Source organism: Pantoea sp. App145 (assembly GCF_047947045.1).
Lineage (GTDB): Bacteria > Pseudomonadota > Gammaproteobacteria > Enterobacterales > Enterobacteriaceae > Pantoea.
In genome coordinates this window covers 3,115,574-3,134,351 of sequence record NZ_CP133290.1, presented here as the reverse complement: position 1 = coordinate 3,134,351, position 18,778 = coordinate 3,115,574, and the positions used below count along the sequence as shown (strand labels likewise).

Annotated in this window: 13 protein-coding genes; 9 read left to right on the top strand and 4 right to left on the bottom strand. The window is 57.8% G+C overall.

The annotated features are described in order from the left end of the window. The first annotated feature begins 176 nt into the window (after positions 1–176). From RCF31_RS14295 to RCF31_RS14275, 5 genes are read left to right on the top strand one after another with little or no spacing between them, the layout of a single operon-like run. Positions 177–1,766, top strand: coding sequence for an ABC transporter substrate-binding protein (locus RCF31_RS14295; RefSeq protein WP_416411242.1), 1,590 nt, complete (start codon positions 177–179; stop codon positions 1,764–1,766). Continuing rightward, entirely contained in the window at positions 1,766–2,713 is a 948-nt protein-coding gene (locus RCF31_RS14290) for an ABC transporter permease (RefSeq protein WP_299448219.1), read from the top strand. Before RCF31_RS14295 ends, RCF31_RS14290 begins: the two co-directional genes overlap by 1 nt. A gap of 3 nt (positions 2,714–2,716) precedes the next feature. Further along, positions 2,717–3,547, top strand: coding sequence for an ABC transporter permease (locus tag RCF31_RS14285; protein WP_208716779.1), 831 nt, complete (start codon positions 2,717–2,719; stop codon positions 3,545–3,547). Beyond that, a complete protein-coding gene (locus tag RCF31_RS14280) occupies positions 3,544–5,166 on the top strand; it encodes an ABC transporter ATP-binding protein (RefSeq protein WP_416411241.1) in 1,623 nt (540 codons plus the stop codon). The genes RCF31_RS14285 and RCF31_RS14280 overlap by 4 nt, the downstream gene beginning before the upstream one ends. Next, positions 5,163–7,184, top strand: a complete 2,022-nt coding sequence (locus RCF31_RS14275) for a CocE/NonD family hydrolase (protein ID WP_416411240.1) — start codon at positions 5,163–5,165, stop codon at positions 7,182–7,184. Before RCF31_RS14280 ends, RCF31_RS14275 begins: the two co-directional genes overlap by 4 nt. A gap of 81 nt (positions 7,185–7,265) precedes the next feature. Here the strand turns inward: RCF31_RS14275 and iolB are convergent, their stop codons facing one another. Next, entirely contained in the window at positions 7,266–8,081 is an 816-nt protein-coding gene (iolB, locus tag RCF31_RS14270; RefSeq protein ID WP_299448227.1) for a 5-deoxy-glucuronate isomerase, read from the bottom strand. An 11-nt stretch (positions 8,082–8,092) separates the two neighbouring features. After that, positions 8,093–9,598 carry a CoA-acylating methylmalonate-semialdehyde dehydrogenase gene (locus RCF31_RS14265; protein ID WP_084877569.1) on the bottom strand — a complete coding sequence of 502 codons (1,506 nt, stop codon included), beginning with the start codon at positions 9,596–9,598 and terminating at the stop codon, positions 8,093–8,095. 294 nt (positions 9,599–9,892) lie between these two features. Between RCF31_RS14265 and RCF31_RS14260 the strand changes: the two genes are divergently transcribed. After that, the gene (locus tag RCF31_RS14260; protein ID WP_416411239.1) at positions 9,893–10,708 is read left to right on the top strand and encodes a TIM barrel protein; all 816 of its coding nucleotides are present in this window, start codon (positions 9,893–9,895) and stop codon (positions 10,706–10,708) included. A 120-nt stretch (positions 10,709–10,828) separates the two neighbouring features. On the opposite strand, the gene RCF31_RS14255 is transcribed toward RCF31_RS14260, so the two are convergent. After that, complete coding sequence (locus RCF31_RS14255; protein WP_416411238.1) at positions 10,829–12,049, bottom strand: MFS transporter; 1,221 nt, start codon at positions 12,047–12,049, stop codon at positions 10,829–10,831. A 234-nt stretch (positions 12,050–12,283) separates the two neighbouring features. Here RCF31_RS14255 and RCF31_RS14250 point away from each other — a divergent pair, with 234 nt between their 5' ends. From RCF31_RS14250 to RCF31_RS14240, 3 genes are read left to right on the top strand one after another with little or no spacing between them, the layout of a single operon-like run. Continuing rightward, a complete protein-coding gene (locus RCF31_RS14250; protein ID WP_416411237.1) occupies positions 12,284–12,997 on the top strand; it encodes an ABC transporter ATP-binding protein in 714 nt (237 codons plus the stop codon). Then, positions 12,975–13,946, top strand: a complete 972-nt coding sequence (locus tag RCF31_RS14245; protein ID WP_299448236.1) for an ABC transporter substrate-binding protein — start codon at positions 12,975–12,977, stop codon at positions 13,944–13,946. The genes RCF31_RS14250 and RCF31_RS14245 overlap by 23 nt, the downstream gene beginning before the upstream one ends. 3 nt (positions 13,947–13,949) lie before the next feature. Further along, the gene (locus RCF31_RS14240; RefSeq protein ID WP_416411236.1) at positions 13,950–15,602 is read left to right on the top strand and encodes an ABC transporter permease; all 1,653 of its coding nucleotides are present in this window, start codon (positions 13,950–13,952) and stop codon (positions 15,600–15,602) included. Positions 15,603–15,683: 81 nt separating this feature from the next. Here the strand turns inward: RCF31_RS14240 and RCF31_RS14235 are convergent, their stop codons facing one another. Further along, positions 15,684–18,608 (bottom strand): SET domain-containing protein-lysine N-methyltransferase, encoded by a 2,925-nt coding sequence (locus RCF31_RS14235; RefSeq protein WP_416411235.1) that lies wholly within the window; start codon positions 18,606–18,608, stop codon positions 15,684–15,686. Between the last annotated feature and the right edge of the window lie 170 nt (positions 18,609–18,778).

The following is an 18,778-nucleotide window of genomic DNA, read 5'->3' as shown; positions in this document are numbered from 1 at the left end:
CTCAGTGATCGGGAAATTATCTTTTTTGTGGGTGTTCTGCTGCGCGTTTTTCGCATAGTCTGATACGAAAATCTCATACATCAGATTTTATTGGTTTTGATATAAATCAGAAATAACTGCGCTAAGGCCCAGGATGAGATAAGTAAAACAGGGTGAATAACAACGGAGAAAAATAAATGAAAGACGAGCAGGAAAACTTTAACAAATATCTTCAGGGCGCAAATTTGAGCCGCCGTTCATTTATCAATACTGCCGCGCTGATTGGTGCAGGCACGGCATTATCGCTCTCCCCGTTCTCCGGTTTCGCCGCCGAAGCGACGCCCAAAAAAGGCGGCGTGCTGAAGCTTGGCATGTCCGGTGGTAACACCAGTGATTCGCTCGACCCGACGCTGTATAGCGACTGGGTGCCGCTCAACCAGGCTTACATGCTGATGAACGGCCTGATTGAAATCGATGAGAACAACAAAGCCACCCCGGAACTGCTGGAAAGCTGGAGCGCACTGCCGGGCGCACAGGAGTGGACCTTCAAAGTACGTCAGGGCGTCACCTTCCATAACGGTAAGGCCATGACGGTGGAAGATATTCTCTACTCCATCAACCTGCACCGTGGCGACCAGTCACGCAGCGCCATCAAAACTCAGCTGGCAAGCATCACCGAGCTGAAGAAAAGCGGCGATAACGAAATCACGCTTAAACTCGACGGCGGCAACGCGGACCTGCCTTACCTGCTGGCGGATTATCACCTGGTGGTGGTGCCGGATGGTTTCACCGACTGGAAACACCCGATTGGCACCGGTGCTTTCGTCTTCGACCAGTATCAACCCGGCGTGCGTTCTTACTTCAAACGCAACCCGAACTACTGGAAACCAAACCGTGGCTTTGTTGATGCCGTCGAAGTGCTGGTGATTAACGACGCCACCGCACGTACCAACGCGCTGATTTCCGGCCAGGTCCATGCCATCAACCGCGTGGACTTCAAAACCGTTGATTTCCTGAAACGCAGCCCGGCGCTGAACATCGTGCGTTCTGCGGGCGGCCAGCACTTTACCTTCCTGATGGATTGTCGCGTCGCACCGTTCAATAACAACGATGTGCGCATGGCGATCAAATACGGTATCGATCGTGAAAAACTGCTGGCAACGGTGCTGCGTGGTTACGGCACCCTCGGCAATGACCATCCGATCCCGAAAACCGATCGCTTCTTCAACAAAGCGCTGCCGCAGCGTGCTTACGATGCCGATAAAGCCAAATTTTATCTGAAGAAGGCCGGACTCAGCAGCCTGCCGGTGGAACTCTCCTCCTCCGATGCGGCCTTTGCCGGTGCGCTCGATGCCGCAGCGCTGTTCCAGGGCCAGGCCGCTCAGGCCGGGATTCAGGTCAGCATCAAACGTCAGCCTGCCGACAGCTACTGGGACGACGTGTGGATGAAAGCACCGTTCAGCATGGGTTACTGGGGTGGACGCCCGACCGCAGACCAGATGTTCTCCACCGCGTGGCAATCCACCGCCAAATGGAACGATACCCACTGGAAGAACGAGAAATTCGACAGCCTGCTGATTCAGGCCCGTTCGCTGCTGGATGAACAAAAACGCGCCGAAATCTATGGCGAATTGCAGCAAATCGCCAGCGATGACGGTGGTGCGATGATCCCGCTGTTTGGTGACTACCTCGATGCGGCCAGCAAAAAAGTGGGCGGCGTGAAACCGCATCCGATGTTCAACTTTATGGGTGGTCGCCTGGCAGAACGCGTTTGGCTGGAGTCGTAATGAAAAAGCAGATTTTACATCGCCTGCTGCTGGGCCTGCTCACGCTATGGCTGGTTTCGCTGCTGATATTTGTCGGCACCGAACTGCTGCCCGGTGATGTCGCCAGCGCGATTCTCGGGCAGAACGGTACGCCGGAAACCATCGCCGCGCTGCGTACGCAGCTCGGCCTGGACCAACCGGCCATCTGGCGCTACCTGCACTGGCTGGGTGGCGTGCTGCACGGCGATCTCGGCAACTCGCTGGCTAACAACCAGCCGATCAGCGCGGAGCTGCTGCCGCGCCTGGCGAATACGCTGTTCCTCGCCGGTTATGCCGCCATCATTGCTATCCCGCTGGCGGTGCTGCTCGGCATCGCCTCGGCGGTATGGCGTGGTTCGTGGTTCGATCGCTTAGCCAACTCGCTGACGCTGCTGAGTATTTCGGTGCCGGAATTCTTCGTGGGTTACGTGCTGGTGATTTTCTTCGCCATTCGTCTGGCGTGGTTCCCCAGCCTGGCGCTGGTCGATCCTGATGCCGGTGTGCTCTCGCGACTGTATGCCTGCACCCTGCCGATGCTGACGCTGGTGCTGGTGGTGCTGGCGCATATGCTGCGTATGACGCGCGCCTCCGTCGGCGCGGTAATGTCGAGCAGCTATATCGAAACCGCCCTGCTAAAAGGCATGTCACGCTGGCGCATCGTGCTCGGCCACGCGCTGCCTAACGCGCTGGCACCGATCATCAACGTTATCGCCTTTAACCTGGCCTATCTGGTGGTCGGAGTGATTCTGGTGGAAGTGGTGTTTGTCTATCCTGGCATTGGGCAATTGATGGTGGACGCCGTGACCAAGCGCGATCTGCCGGTGGTGCAGGCCTGCGGGCTGTTGTTTGGCGGCACCTACATCCTGCTCAACACCGCCGCCGATTTGCTGGCGATCTGGTGTAACCCACGTCTGCGCCATGCGAGGTAAGTGATGAAAAAACTGAAAATCCGCACGGTGCCGATTTCCGCCATGCTTGGCCTGGCAATCATCGCCGTGAACCTGATTGCCGCGCTGTTCGCGCCCTGGCTGGCACCGCACAGCGAAACCGCGCAGGTGGGCGATATCTGGATGCTGCCCTCCAGCGCCATGCCGCTTGGCACTGACAGCCTGGGCCGCGACATGTTGTCACGCATTCTGTTTGGCGCGCGTACCACCATCGCCATCGCACTGGCAATCACCGCCATTTCGTTTGTCATCGGCATTCTCACCGGCTTCACCGCCGCCATTTATGGCCGCTGGGTGGATGTGGTGCTGACGCGCATCGTCGATACGCTGATGTCGATTCCGGTGCTGATTCTGGCGCTGATCGTGTTGTCGGTGCTCGGCACCTCAATTCCGGTACTGGTTGGCACCATTGCTTTGCTCGATGCCACCCGCGTCTATCGTCTGGCACGTCTGGTGGCGCAGGGGATTGTCTGCCAGGAGTATGTCGAAGCAGCGCGTCTGCGCGGCGAAGGGCTGGGCTGGATCGTGCGTAAAGAGATTCTGCCCAACGCCATCCCACCGCTGCTGGCGGAGTTTGGCATGCGCTTCTGCTTCACGTTCCTGTTTATCGCCGGTTTGAGCTTCCTCGGGCTGGGCATTCAGCCGCCGTGGGCCGACTGGGGCAGCATGGTGCGCGACAACGCCCAGGCGATCAACTTCGGCCAGCTGGCCCCACTCTACCCGGCTGCCGCCATCGCCCTGCTGACCATCGGCGTCAATCTGGTGGTTGACTGGCTGCTGGTACGCAACAACCTTTCGCTGGGGGAAGAGGGATGACACAACCCATTCTGGAAATGCGCGATCTGCGCATTGAAACCGACCAGGGCATTCCGCTGGTCCAGAACATTTCACTCAGCCTGAAACCCGGTGAAGTGCTGGGGCTGATTGGCGAATCCGGTGCCGGTAAATCCACCATCGGCCTTGCCGCACTGGGCTATGCCCGTGCGGGCTGCCGCATTGCCGGTGGCGAAGTGCGTATCGCCGGGCGCGATATTGTGCCGCTCTCCAGCAAGGAGAAACGCGAAATTCGCGGCCGCCGCGTGGCCTATGTGGCGCAAAGCGCCGCCGCCGCGTTTAACCCGGCGCTGACCATTGGCAAGCAGGTGTGTGAAGGGCCGATTCGTCATGGCCTGATGAACGCTACTGAAGCGCAGGCGTGGGCAGTCACCCTGTTCCGCGCGCTGGATCTGCCGGAGCCAGACACCATCGGCCAGCGCTATCCGCATCAGCTGTCCGGCGGCCAGTTGCAACGCGCAATGGCAGCGATGGCGATGTCCTGCAAACCCGATTTGCTGGTGATGGACGAACCGACCACCGCACTGGATGTCACCACGCAGATTGAAGTGTTGGTGATGCTGCGCAAGCTGGTGCGTGAGTTCAATACCGCCGCGTTGTACATCACCCACGATTTGGCCGTGGTGGCGCAGATTGCTGACCGCATCATGGTGCTGCGCCAGGGCTGCGAAGTGGAAAGCGGCAGCACCACCGACATTCTGCAAAATCCGCTGGAAAGCTATACCCAGCGGCTGGTATCGGAACGCGCCCATGCGCTGACGCCGGTCCACGCGGAAAACGTGGCGCAGGGACAGTTGCTGACGCTGCAAAACCTCTCCACCGGTTACAACGGTAAAACCGTGGTACACGGCGTCTCGATGAGCCTCGCCAAAGGCGAAACGCTGGCAATTATTGGCGAGTCAGGCAGCGGCAAAAGTACCCTGGCGCGCGCGCTGTGCGGCCTGCTGGGCGATACCGCCGGTAACGTCAGCTTTGCCGGCAAGGTCCTGGCGAACCGTTATCAGCAGCGCGACAAAGAGACGTTGCGTCGTATCCAGATGATCTACCAGTTGCCGGATGTGGCCCTCAATCCGCGCCAGACCATTCTGGAAGCGATTGGGCGTCCGATCGCCTTCTACTTTGGACTGGATAAGCGCCAGGTGCGCGCACGCGTGGAAGAACTGCTGCGGCTGACCGAGCTGCCGCTCACCCTGATTGATCGTTATCCCGCAGCGCTCTCCGGCGGGCAGAAGCAGCGTGTCTGCATTGCGCGGGCGCTGGCGGCGCAGCCTGAGTTGATTATTTGCGATGAAGCCACCTCGGCTCTCGATCCGCTGGTCGCGGAAGAGGTGCTGAATCTGCTGCGCCGTTTGCAGGAACAGCTCGGCCTGTCATACCTGTTTATCACCCACGACCTCAGCACCGTGAAACGCATCGCGCAACAGGTGGCGGTGATGTATCAGGGCAACGTGGTGGCGCAGGGGCCGACCGAACAGGTGTTCAGCGCTCCGATGCACAGCTATACCGAAAAACTACTGACCTCGGTGCCGGAAATGCGCACATCCTGGCTGGATGAAGTGCTGGGTCAGCGTCAGTCAAATGCAATGGCAGGAGCCTCATGAAAACCCTCGTAACGCAGTTTCCCCACAGCGTCAGCGTGACGGAACATATCTGGATCACCCTGAAAGATGGCACTCGTCTGGCGGCCCGCATGTGGCTGCCGCTTTCCGCCAGCCAGCAGCCGGTACCTGCCATTCTCGAATACATTCCCTATCGCAAGCGCGATGGGACGCGTACCCGCGATGAGCCGATGCACGGTTACTTTGCCGGACAGGGCTACGCCGTGCTGCGCGTGGATATGCGCGGCAGCGGTGAATCGGATGGCCTGCTGGCCGACGAATATCTGTTACAGGAACAGGAAGATGCGCTGGAAGTGATCGACTGGATCAGCCAGCAGAGCTGGTGCAGCGGCGCAGTCGGCATGATGGGTAAATCCTGGGGTGGTTTTAACTGCCTGCAACTGGCTGCCCGTCGCCCACCAGCATTGAAAGCGATCATCACCGTATGCTCGACCGATGATCGTTATAACGACGATATCCACTACAAAGGCGGCTGCCTGCTGAATGACAACCTGTGGTGGGGCGGCATTATGCTGGCCTATCAAAGCCGTCCGCAGGACCCGCAGCTGGTGGGCGATAGCTGGTATCAGGACTGGCTCAATCGTCTGGAAAACATGCCGTTTTTCCCGGCGCTGTGGATGGATCATCCGCTGAAAGATGCCTACTGGAAACACGGTTCGGTCGGGGAAGACTGGTCGGCGATTCAGTGCCCGGTGATGGCGGTCGGCGGCTGGGCCGACTCCTACAGCAACGCGGTGTTCCGTCTGATGGACAACCTTGAAGTGCCGCGTAAGGCAATCATCGGCCCGTGGGCGCATATCTACCCGCAGGATGGCACGCCGGAACCGGCCATTGGTTTCCTGCAGGAAGCAGTGACCTGGTGGGACCACTGGCTGAAGCAGGTGGATAATGACGCGCTGGCCGGTCCACGCGTGCAGGCATGGCTGAACGACAGCCAGCGCCCAGGTTCGCAACGTCCGCAGGCATTTGGTGAATGGATCGCCATCGACGGTGATACCGACGAAGTGACCAAAGCGCAACGCTGGCATTTACAGCCCAGCACCCTTACCCCGACACCGCTGGAGCAGGAAAGCTGGCAAGCCATCTGTACCCAGCAAAACCACGGGCTATTTGCCGGGGAGTGGATGGGCGCAGGCGTATTGGGTGAAAGCCCGAGCGACCAGCGGATGGATGATGGCCTGGCGGAGAGCTTCGACAGCGCGCCGCTCGATGAAAGCCTGAGCATCTATGGTTTCCCGCAGTTTCGCGTCAAACTCAGCAGCGATAAACCGGCGGCGATGCTGTACGTGCGTTTATCCGATGTCGCTCCCGACGGTGCATCAACCCGCGTGACCCACGGCTGGGTCAACCTCAGCCATTTGCAGGGGCAGGATAAAAACGTGCCACTTCTGCCGGGTGAAACGGTGGATGTGCAGGTGCAGCTGGACGGTATCGCCTGGCGTTTTGCCACCGGCCATCGTCTGCGTATCTCGCTGGCGACCACCTTCTGGCCGATGATCTGGCCGATGGCGGAAATGGCGACCCTGAAGGTGAATCTGGCCAGTGCCGCGCTCGATCTGCCGGTATGCCGCCAGGTGTCACCGATTGCCGGGCCGAATCCACAACCAGCAACCGCCGCCAATACGCCGCTGACGCTGCTATCACCGGGGCGTGTCGAGCGCGAGCTGCGTTATGACGTGGTGAATGACAGCTGGGAAAGTGTGACCCACGGCATCGGCGGGGTGTTTGGCGAAGGGGTCTATCGTTTCGACGATATCGATACCACCGTCGATCACAGCCTGCGTCGTCAGCTGACCGTGCATAACCAGGACCCGCTATCCGCTCATTATCTGCTGACGCAAAGCATGAAGATCGGGCGTGAAGGATGGTGGACGGAAACCGACATCGTGCTGGAGATGCGCAGCGATCTGACGCATTTCATCATCAACGGTGAGATGAAGGTGCAGCACAACGGCGAAGCGGTATGTACGAAGCAGTGGGATCGACGCATTAAACGTTAAATCCGCACATCCAAAAACGCGCGATAAATCGCGCCGCTACAACCCTGTGCTGGTATGGTAGCGGCGCGATTCATCGCGCAATCAGGAACGCGGATACTTATCGCTATTCACCCAGGCGTGATCTTTCTCCCAGGTAAATTTCCACAGACGAACCGGACCCGCCATCACGTTGAGATAATAGTTGTCATACCCCGCCAGCGTCGCCACCGGATGGTAGCCACGCGGCACAGTAACCACATCGCGGTTATACGGTGCCAGACATTCGTCCAGCGAACGGTCGTCGGTGTAGACGCGCTGCATGGCGAAACCGGGCTCCGGATCGAAACGGTGATAATACGTCTCTTCCAGATAGGTTTCGTCCGGGCTGTCTTTCTGATCGTGCTTGTGGCTCGGATAAGAACTGGTCGCCCCTTCGTCGGTGTAAACTTCCACCACCAACAGGCTATCGGCCGGTTTATTGTCCGGCAGAATGTTATGCACCAGACGCTGGTTGCGTCCCTTACCACGATGCTCGACCCCGACATCTTCCGGCGCAATCAGACGCGCTGGCAGGTTGCCCTGGCTGGGGGCGTTACACACCGCCAGCTCCAGATCGCTATCGGCATAGACTTCCACCTCGTCGTTATGCGGCACATACACCGAATAAGGCGGAATACGTTCGAAGGGTGACAAACGCTTGCCCAGATTCGGGAACTCAGCATGACGGGTTTTCACCGAGGCAAAGCCCGCCACCAGTACCAGACACAGCTCTTTATCACCGCTGGGAAGCCGAAGAGTTTGGCCTTTTTTCAGCAGATACGCATCAAAGCCCACGTATCCCCAACCGGCGCTTTCCGGCGTGACATGCTGAATACGGCCATTGCTGTCTGGCTGCTGCGCTTTCGCAAGTAGTGACATCCCAATCCTCCTTAACCCAGCGTCGGCATGCTGAACTCAGAGACCGTCTGCTGACCGCTCGGCCAGCGCACGGTGGCAGTTTTCATGCGGGTGTAGAAACGCACGCCATCCGGCCCGTGGACATTCAGCGCACCAAACACCGAACGTTTCCAGCCACCGAAGCTGTGGAATGCCATCGGTACCGGAACCGGTACGTTGACGCCAACCATGCCCGCTTCCACATCCTGCACAAACTCACGCGCGGTGTGGCCGTTACTGGTGAAGATGGCGCTGCCGTTGCCGAATTCATGGCTGTTCACCAGTTGCAGCGCGCTGCTGAAATCCGGGGAACGCATGATGCTCAGCACCGGTCCGAAGATCTCTTCGCGCCAGATAGTCATCTCTGAGGTCACGTTGTCGAACAGCGTGCCGCCCACGTAGTAACCTTCTGCATGGCCCGGCACCTGATAGTTACGGCCATCGACCACCAGTTTCGCGCCTTCCTGCTCACCTTTGTCGATGTAGCCCAGCACTTTTTTCTGGTGCGCGGCAGACACCACCGGCCCCATTTCATTCTCTTCCGCACCTTTCTGGATACCCGGTCCGACGCGCAGCGCTTTGATCAGCGGGGTCAGTCGGGCGATCAGTTTGTCGGCAGTGCCCTCACCCACCGCCACCACTACCGGCAGTGCCATGCAACGCTCACCGGCAGAACCAAAAGCACCGCCCATGATGGCATTCACCGTGGCATCCAGATCGGCATCCGGCATCACGATGGCGTGGTTTTTTGCGGCACCAAACGCCTGAACGCGTTTGCCATGCGCACTGGCAGTTTTGTAGATATGTTCTGCCACGCCGGAAGAACCCACGAAACTTACCGCCGCCACGCGCGGATCTTTATACAGTTGCTCGGCATCTTCGTTGGAAGAGTGGACCACGTTGAACACGCCATCCGGCAGGCCCGCTTCTTTCAGCAGCTCCGCCATACGCACCGAAGCGGATGGGTCCAGCGCCGGTGGCTTGAGAATAAAGGTGTTACCGCAGGCCAGTGCAATCGGGAACATCCACAGCGGCACCATCGCCGGGAAGTTAAACGGGGTGATACCCGCTACCACACCCACCGGCTGCATCAGTGAGTAGCTGTCCACACCGCCACCCACATTTGGCGAGTTTTCGCCTTTAATCAGATGCGGAATGCCGCAGGCAAATTCGATCACTTCAATGCCGCGCGTCAGCTCACCCAGCGCATCGGACCACACTTTGCCGTGCTCAGAGACGATCAGCGCCGCCAGCTCCTCACGGTGCTGTTCCATCAGCGCTTTAAAGTTGAACATCACACGGGCACGACGCAGCGGAGAGGTTTTGGACCATTCCGGGAATGCCGCATGAGCGACTTCAATCGCTTTAGCGACTTCATCTGAGGTGCTCTGCGTCAGTTCACGCACCACTTTGCCGGTCGCCGGATCGTACACCGGAATGGTTTCATTGCTGGCGCTGTGGGTAATCTGGCCGCCGATAAAGTTTCCTACGATGTTCATGTCGTTGCCTCTTTAATGTGTAAACCCGCGAGAACGAAAAAGCATGGTATGAAGCTATTACAGTGAAATAAATTTTTCAAATACTTATTTTTGGAAAATTTGCTTTTAGCGGACTGGATCGCATTTTCCTGCCCATGACATCCCTGGATCACGCCACACCTGAACATTAAACAAAACGAAAGATGAAATTTTTGCGAGGAAGATCCAATATCTTAAATTTCATAATTCACTAACAATGAAATAAATGTTCTCTTTAGCACCATCTTACCCGCACCCCATTACAGGAGCCGTCACATGGCCATCGATCCAACCCGTTTCTGTATTAACCGTAAAATTGCCCCGACGCTGTCGCTGGAAGCCTTTTTCCAGCTGGTGCAGCGTCTGGGTTTAAACAAAGTGGAACTGCGTAACGATATGCCGGGCGGCAGGGTGACGGATGATCTGAGTGTGGCGCAACTGCGCGCATTGACCGACAAATACCACATCGAAATCGAAACCATAAACGCGCTCTATCCGTTCAACCGTCCTGATGACACGCTGCTGGCCAAAGCCGAAGCCCTGTTGCAGGAAGCCCAGCAAATTGGCGCGAAAGCGCTGGTAATGTGTCCGCTGAATGAAGGCATTGCCATTGCCCCGGAACAGACGCTGGCAGCGTTGCAAACCCTTGCTCCACGCTTTGCCCATTATGGCATCCAGGGACTGGTGGAACCGCTCGGCTTCCCGGTCAGCTCCCTGCGTTCCGCCGTGAAGACGCAGCAGCTCATTCGTGATGCGCAGGTGCCGTTCAAACTGCTGCTGGATACGTTCCATCATCATCTGTACGAAAACGCGGAGCAGGAATTCCCGCAGGAGATTGATGTTAACCAGATTGGCCTGGTGCATCTGTCCGGCGTGGAAGATACGCGCCCGACGGATCAACTCACCGATGAACAACGCATCATGCTGAGTAATAACGATGTGCTGAACAGCGTGGCGCAGGTGAAACGCCTGGAGATGCTGGGTTACAAAGGCATCTACGCCTTTGAACCGTTCTCGTCTGCGCTGGAGACGTGGAGCGCCAAAGATATCGAACGTGAAATCCGCGCCAGCATTGAATTGCTGCAAGCCTGATAAAACCCGCGCGATAAATCTCTAACCGGGGGTTGCTGTCCGCTGCTCCCGCCTGCCAGACCCTTATCTGTGTCATTGACACAACGTTGTAGTGATTGGCCTCGGTCGGAGGCCACTTTTTTAATTCTCTTTAATCTCTACCGGCGGACTGTCAGGCTGGCGTCTGCTCATCCGCAGCGTACACACCAGCGCCAGACAAACCAACAACGCCGTCAGGAAGTAAACCAACGGTACGCCCGCGTAGCTCATAATAAAGCCTGCAATCGGCCCGGTGATCCCCAGCGACAAATCCATAAACGCCGTATAGGTTGCCAGCGCGCTGCCCTGGTTCTGTTGTGGCACCACTTTCACCGCCACCACGCCAATCGCCGGGAACACCAGTGAGAAACCTGCGCCGGTAAAAAATGCCCCGACTTTTGCCATCCAGGGATCGAACGAACCTGCCACGAGGAACAGACCCACGGCTTCCACCGCAAAGCAAATGCTGGCGACCCGTAAGCCACCGAGACGATTGATGGCGTTGGGAAACAGCAGGCGCGTGCCGACAAATGCGGCGCTGAACAGCGTCAGCGCGAACGCAGCGCCATCCCAGCCTTTATCCTGATAAAACAGGGTGATAAAGGTCGCGATCACGCCAAACCCAGCCGACCCCATCGCCAGAATCAGGCCAAAGCCATAGATTTTCCCCAGCACATCGCGAAACGGCAGCGGTTTGGCTTTGCTGCCTTTCACCGGCGCACGCGGCAGCGCCAGCGCAATTGCCAGTACGCAAATGGCGATGATGATGCCGGACAACAGCAACAGCCCACCGGCGCGGAAAATCACCACCCCGAGCGGAGCACCAATCGCCATCGCACCGTAGGTGACGATGCCGTTCCAGGAAATCACCCGGCCAATATGCAGGGAGCCGACGCGCGCCACGCCCCACAGCGAAGTGCCAGTACCGGAGAAACTTTGCCCGACACCGAGGATCACACGGCCCAGGCACAGCAGCCCGAGGCTCAGCACCGACCAGCCTTCGGTCAGCGCCGACAGCAGAATGCACAAACCACTGAGGAAACAGCCACACAGCCCGAGCACTACCACTTTTTTCGGTCCCCATTGATCGGCGTAACGTCCGGCATGGGGGCGGCTTAACAGGGTGGCAAGATATTGCAGGCTAATCACCAGCCCGGCCCAGAAGGCGCTGTAGCCGAGTCCGTCATGGACAAAACCCGGTAACACCGCCAGCGGCAGGCCGATGGTGAGATAGCTGGCAAAATTGAACATCACGATGGAGAGGATCAGTAAATTCAGACGGAAAGGCGTTAAAGCAGGTTCCGCGGCAGGCAGGTCAGGCATGAGTGAGTGCGCTCGTGTTTGACGAATTTTTTATAATCGAGCTGTAACTATACGCTTTTTCGCCTGCTGCGCATCATAGTGTCTGATGATATTTGGTCATCTTTCCGTCATATCCCCGCCGTAGACTCGCCGCCAGTGAAATCCCAAAGAGGATAACAATCTGATGACGCTCCTGATAAACCATCGGGTGCGCGTGGCGTATGCCGACTCCCTGCTGCTGGCGGGAGGTGGCCGATGACGCATATCGCGCAACCTATCGAACTGAAAAATCTCAGCTGGTCAGCGGGTAACCTGACCATTCTGCACGATCTCTCCCTGACCATTCCCGCCGGACAAACGCTGGCGCTGCTCGGCCCTTCCGGCTGTGGCAAAAGCACGCTGCTGAAACTGCTGGCGGGCCTGCTGCAACCCTCGGCGGGTGAAATCTGGATCGGTGACCAGTGCGTGGCCTCGGCACGCCACTGCGCTGCACCGGAAGCACGTAACCTCGGCATGGTGTTCCAGGATTACGCGCTCTGGCCGCATATGAGCGTGGTGCAGAACGTGGCCTTTCCCCTGCGAATGCGTGGCGTAAAGAAAACGGCGGCGCTGCAACAGGCGGAAGCCGCACTGGAGCAGGTTGGACTCACCGGGTTTGGCGATCGTAAACCCGCCATGTTGTCTGGCGGTCAGCAACAACGTGTGGCGTTAGCCCGCGCGTTGGTGGCGAAACCGGCGATTCTGCTGTTTGACGAACCCTTATCCAACCTTGACCGCGATCTGCGCGAAACGCTCGCGCAGACCATGGCGCAGCTGCTGCGCGCTTTTGGTATCACCGCCGTTTACGTAACGCATGACCGCGAGGAAGCCAACACCCTGGCCGACCGCATTATCCATCTGGCGCAGGGCCAGATTGTTTCAGTGACTGACCTCTCAGGGGAAACCAATGCCATCTCTCAAATCTGTTAAAACAGGAGCCATCAGCGCGATGATTTTGACTTCCGCCATGATGATGAACGATGCCGAAGCACTGACGGTGTACACCGCCGGTCCTGGCTCACTGGCGAAAAGCCTCGCCACCGGGTTTGAAAAACAAACCGGGGTTAAGGTGAATATCTTCCAGGCCACCACCGGCAAAGTGATGGCGCGTCTGGAAGCGGAGCAGGCTAACCCGCAGGCGGATGTACTGATCTCAGCGTCATGGGACACAGCAGAAGACCTGCAACAACGTGGCTGGCTGCTGCCGTATCAAAGCCCAAACGCCGCGAACGTACCGGCCGCATTTAAAACCGATGCTTACGTCGCCCAGGGCATTTCCGCGCTCGGCATCGTGTGGAACACCAACAGCCATACGCCAGAACCCAAAACCTGGCAGGACCTCACCGGTCCGGCGTTCAAAGACAAAATCACCACCCCCGACCCGGCGCTGTCGGGTGCCTCTCTCGACCTGCTGATTGGTTTGCAGAATGGTGAAGGCGAGAAGGCGTGGCAGCTATTTGATCAGCTGAAAGCCAATGGCATGGTGATCAGCGGCCCGAATGCGCAAGCGGTAACGCCGGTGTTGCAGGGGGCGAAAGCCGCGGTGTTTGGCGCGGTGGATTACGTGACTTACAACAACATCGCCCAGGGTGAAGCGGTGAAAGTGATTTTCCCGGAAAACGGCACCGTGGTGGCCCCGCGTCCGATGATGATTCTGAAAAGCAGCCAGCATGCCGCCGATGCTAAAGCCTTTATCGATTATGTACTGTCGGATGAAGGCCAGCAGCAGGTGGCAAAAGCCTGGCTGATGCCCGCTCGTACCGATATCAAGGCGCAACGTCCGTTAATCACCGAGATCAAACTGTTGCCGGTGAATCAGGAAGGCGGCAGTGAACGCGCGGCGGTGCTGAAGCGCTTTGCCACGCTGTTTGGACAATAAACCATGTCGCGTGCCCTGTTTAACGGCCTGATCCTGCTGGCGCTGCTGGTCCTGGTGGCGCTGCCGCTGCTGTTTATCGTGCTACAGGCGTTGTTTCCGCATCTGAGCGAGGGGCAATGGCAGGGAGCTTTCAGTGCGCTGCCCGCGTTACTGGAAGATCCGCAGCTGGTGCCGATGTGGCTGGGTACGCTGAAAATTGGTCTCGGCGTGGCGCTCGGCAGCCTGGTATTAGGCCTGCCGCTCGGCGCGCTGCGTGGCTTGTTTCGTCTGCCAGCGGCGGCGCTGTGGGATTTGTTGTTTCTTATCCCCTTCCTGACGCCACCCTATATTGTGGCGCTGGCCTGGACGCTGGCGCTGCAACGCAATGGTTATGTCGAGCAGCTCACCGGCCTGAATTTTGACAGCCTGTTGTTTAGCAGCAGCGGCATGATGCTGGTGATGACGCTCAACATCTTCCCGGTGGTCTATTTCGCGGTGTCGCGTTCGCTGATGGCGAGCGGGCAGCGCCTGGCCTGGGTCGCGCGGGTGCATGGTGCTCACGCCTGGCGCGCCTTTGCGCAGATAACCCTGCCGCTGACCTTACCAGCCCTGGCCGGTGGCGTACTGCTGGCGTTCACGCTGGCGATTGAGGAATACGGCGCACCGGCGGCGCTTGGCGCTCGCGCCGGGCTAACCCTGATGACGGTCGGCATAGAGCAAAAACTGGCTGACTGGCCGATTGATCTGCCGGGGGCGGCCTCGCTCTCGCTGATGTTAAGCCTGGTGGCGCTGCTGGCATGGTTTTGCCAGCGCAAATTGACCGGCAGCAGCGATGTCACGGCGGTGAGCGGTAAACCGGTGGCGCAGGAAGCCGCCCGCCCCGGTCGCTGGCAACTGCCGATGTTGCTGCTGTTCGTGCTTACCGCCCTGCTGGCGGTGGTGCTACCGCTCGGCGCGATGACGCTGAGCGGCCTGCTGAACACCTTGTCGGGCGGCATTCATCCCGGCAACCTGACACTGCGTCATTTCACCGCGCTGTTCAGCCAGCAGGGTGATGCACTGGCGGCGTTCTCCACCAGCATCGGGCTGGCGCTCGGCGCGGCATTACTCACCGGGTTGCTCGGATTTTTGATTGCCTGGCGCGTGGCCGAAGGTAAAACGCGTTTGCTGGCGCTGATGGATGGGCTGGCCTTGCTGCCTGCGGCGATGCCGGGGGTGGTGATTGGCGTCGGGCTGATTTTGTTGTGGAATCGCGGCTTCTGGCCGGTCTCCCCCTACAACACGCTGGCGATTTTGCTGCTTTCCTACAGCTGCCTGCTGCTGCCGTGGCCGGTACGTTATGTCAGCAGCGCCCTGCGTCAGCTGGGTCCGACGCTGGAACCGGCAGCGCGGGTGCACGGTGCCTCGCGTTTGCAGGCGCTGCGGTTGATTGTGCTGCCACTGGTCACCCCGAGCCTGCTGGCGGCGATGATGATGGTGTTCGCCGTCGCCTCGCGCGAGCTGGTCACCTCCCTGCTGCTGGCACCCGCTGGGGTACAAACCGTGGCGATATTTATCTGGCGGCAGTTCGAACAGGGTTCAGTGGGCCAGGGCATGGCGATGGCGACGCTAACGTTGTTCGCCAGCCTCAGCCTGATGTTGGCGGCGCTGGGTCTGCTGCGGCGGCAATCGACTTAAACCCACCTGGATCAGTAGCGGCGCGATTTATCGCGCAATTTCGTGCATCGTGCAGGGAAAACCGCGCGATAAATCACGCCGCTACAGCTCTTGCTTGATGGTCAGCCCGGACAGTGCCAGTTTCAGCGCGGTAACGTCCGCAGCAGCAGACATCCCCCTTGCCAGCGCATCGAACAGGTTGTCGTCACCATCCCGGCTGCGGCCTGCAATTCTCCAGCTGGCGGGCTGCCCGCTATTCCCCGGCGGAATGTTCAACGCGTCATACATCAGCAGCCCGCCTTTGTTCTGGCGGGCGCGGATGGCCACCAGGTTATCCACTGGCAGCACCTCATCCCCCAGGCTGCCCGATTGCCATCCCGCCGGGGTGCAGACTCGCACCCTGTCATCCAGTTCCACCACCAGAATATTGAGGTTTCGGGCGCTGGCGATTTGCCGGATATGATCATTTTTCACTGCCTGATAATGGACAAAGTTAATGATATCCATCTGATAATCAGGGCCGTAACCAATCAGCAGCTCCTCGCCTTTGCTGATTTTTCTCTGAGTGACATACACCACCGCCACGCCCTTATGGCGTGGTTTTCTGGCATAAAAAACCATCACATTGTTTTCACCGCGTGCCGGATAACCCGGCAGGTGGCCGGTATTGATCAGTGCCAGCAGGTTGGGATGTTGATAGCCACTGATGCTGACATTCGGCTGACGGGTGGCAAACAGATAAGTGAAGATGGCATGCGGGCCGTGTTTTTTTATCGCGGCGTCAAGGCTATCCCCGCCAGCAAGAATATCCCCGGAATAGATGCCGAGACAGGTTCCGGCCGGGATATCTTCCCGTGCCACAATCTGATTGCCTGCCGGATCGTCCGGCTCCTTTTTGATGGTCAAATAACGGGCAAAGCGCGCCGCATCACTCTTCCCATCGGTTTTCACCGCCAGCCTCACCTGATCCAGTACCGCCTGTTGCTGAGCATCTGGTAGCGTCTTTAGCCCCACCACTTCAACCTGCTGCCAGTGACCCAGTTTTTCCCCGGTTAAGCTCAGTCCAGTCAGCGGATCGCGCAGCAGCGGGCCGGCATAATGTTGCGCCCTTTCTGCGAGGTGTCGCTCCTCAAGGACTACGGTTTCGGCATTGTCCGCATGTTCCTCTGGCTCTGGTTTGATAACCGTGACTGGTGGCGCTAACAGCTGGAGTGACTTTATTTCAGCATACAGGCTGTTTGGCTGAATCTTATAGTGCTTCGCCAGCTGTAACTGACTGACTTTAGGCCATGTTTTGCAATCCTTGTGGTCCAGAAACAGGCGTGCTATCAGCGCCGCATCCGGGGCATCCTCTGGCGAAAGACGTTTATTGAGAAAGTTGATTTGCCTTACCGTCAGCGCCGCCGACTGGAACTGGTTGATATCGGCGCGCAGGCTGTTCAGGTTGACCTTGTAGTAAGCCGCTAACTGAAAGGTAGTGATACCCGGCCAATCCAGGCTGCGTCTCTGGTCGACATAGAGTTCGGCCACCTGGCTGGTCGTGACGCCATCCGCCAACGGCAAATAGCGATGAAGATAAATTTCCTGCGCCGATACCAGCGGAGCATCCTTCATACAGCCAATTTTATAGATGAGGGTGGAAAGCTTAACCTTGAAATGTTGTGCCAGAATCCGCTGGGTAATACCTCGTGTTTCAAGCGCACTTTTAAAATCGAGCCAGATCCGCGCTACCGCTGCTGCGGTGATCTTTTTTTTCGCGGCTATCAGGCTATCGAGCCATTCCCTGTCACTGTCTGGCAGCGCATTCGGCTTTTCAATACTGATGGTTCTGCTCAGCGAGTTATGGTGCAACTGGCAATATTTTGCCAGCTGCATCACGGTGATTCCCTGTGACTCCAGCAGCGCTTTGTTATGATGAGTTAACCGGGCTACCGTTTTCGTATCAGCCCAGGACGGCAATAACATCTTCAGCGTGTTTTTTTGCCCCGCCGTTAGCGGCACTGATTTAATCCAGTTGATTTTGTGCACCAGGTTATCGCGGCTGACTTTATAGTGTTTGCTCAGCATTCTCCGGTTGATATTGTTTTCCCAAAAAATCTGCTCATTAGCGATAAATAACCGGGCTACCGCATCCACATCCGGCTTATTCTTCAGAGGAAGCAGGCGATGCAGCATGCTTTCCTGTGATGGCAAGAGTGCCACGGGTTTGACCTTGTCGATGGCTTTTTCCAGAGTCCGCTTATTAATTCCGCAATGTCCCGCCAGCTGGCGCTGAGAGATTTGCTGCCCGACCAGGAGTTTTTGATTGTCAAAATAGCGTTGTGCAACTTCACTTAGCGTCAGTTTCTGTACGGCTGGAAACAGTTCATTCAACGTCGTCTCCTGCTTATGCGTGAGTATGCCCGGCCTGGCACTGCCGATGTCTATCCACTTTATTCCATAGTAGCGAGACAGTACCCGCTGGGTGACTTTCATCTCGCCCATGGCCTGCTGGTTGTCGATAAATAGCTGGGCCACGGTCTTCGCGTCGGGATGATTTTCTGCGGGCAGGAGCTTATGCAGGAAGCTTTTCTGCGCTGAAGTGATGTTTGCCGGGGATATACTCATTAAAGCGCGTAGCAGGGAACTGCGCGATATCCCGTAGTACCAGGCAAGGACTATCTGAGTTACTGACTTCGGGCGGGAACGATCTTTATACAGGGTCGCCACTGCGGCGTTCTTCGCCGCCCCCTCGGGTACGCTTTGGCGCTCAAGCCATTTACGTGCCTGCTCAGAGAGCGTGCCCAATCGTTGCGCAGTCCTTTCTCCGTCTTTCTTCAGTTCCGTCTCGCTACGGCTCGCTCTCAGCCCGCAACCTACCCGCCCTCTGCTCTTCTTTTTTACGCCTTCCTGGTCCGGCACGAGAGATTCGATCGCGGGGTTAGTGATTTGCGTAATACTTTTATGCCAGCCCATATCAAAGGACGGGCCAGGTTGTGGTGGTGAGGATGGAATTTGTGCCTGAGAGACCGGTGATAAAGGTGCCATCGCGTTTCCTCCCTGTTCGATGAGCGGCAAACCGTTGCCGCTATCCTGAGTATGCCTTTGTCCCCGGACAAAAAATGCACGCCAGGTCAGCAATTTCGCCAGGTCACACTTTTTATGCAAGGAAATGCCAGCAACGGCAAAACATTGTCAATAATCGCAAAGCAGGGACG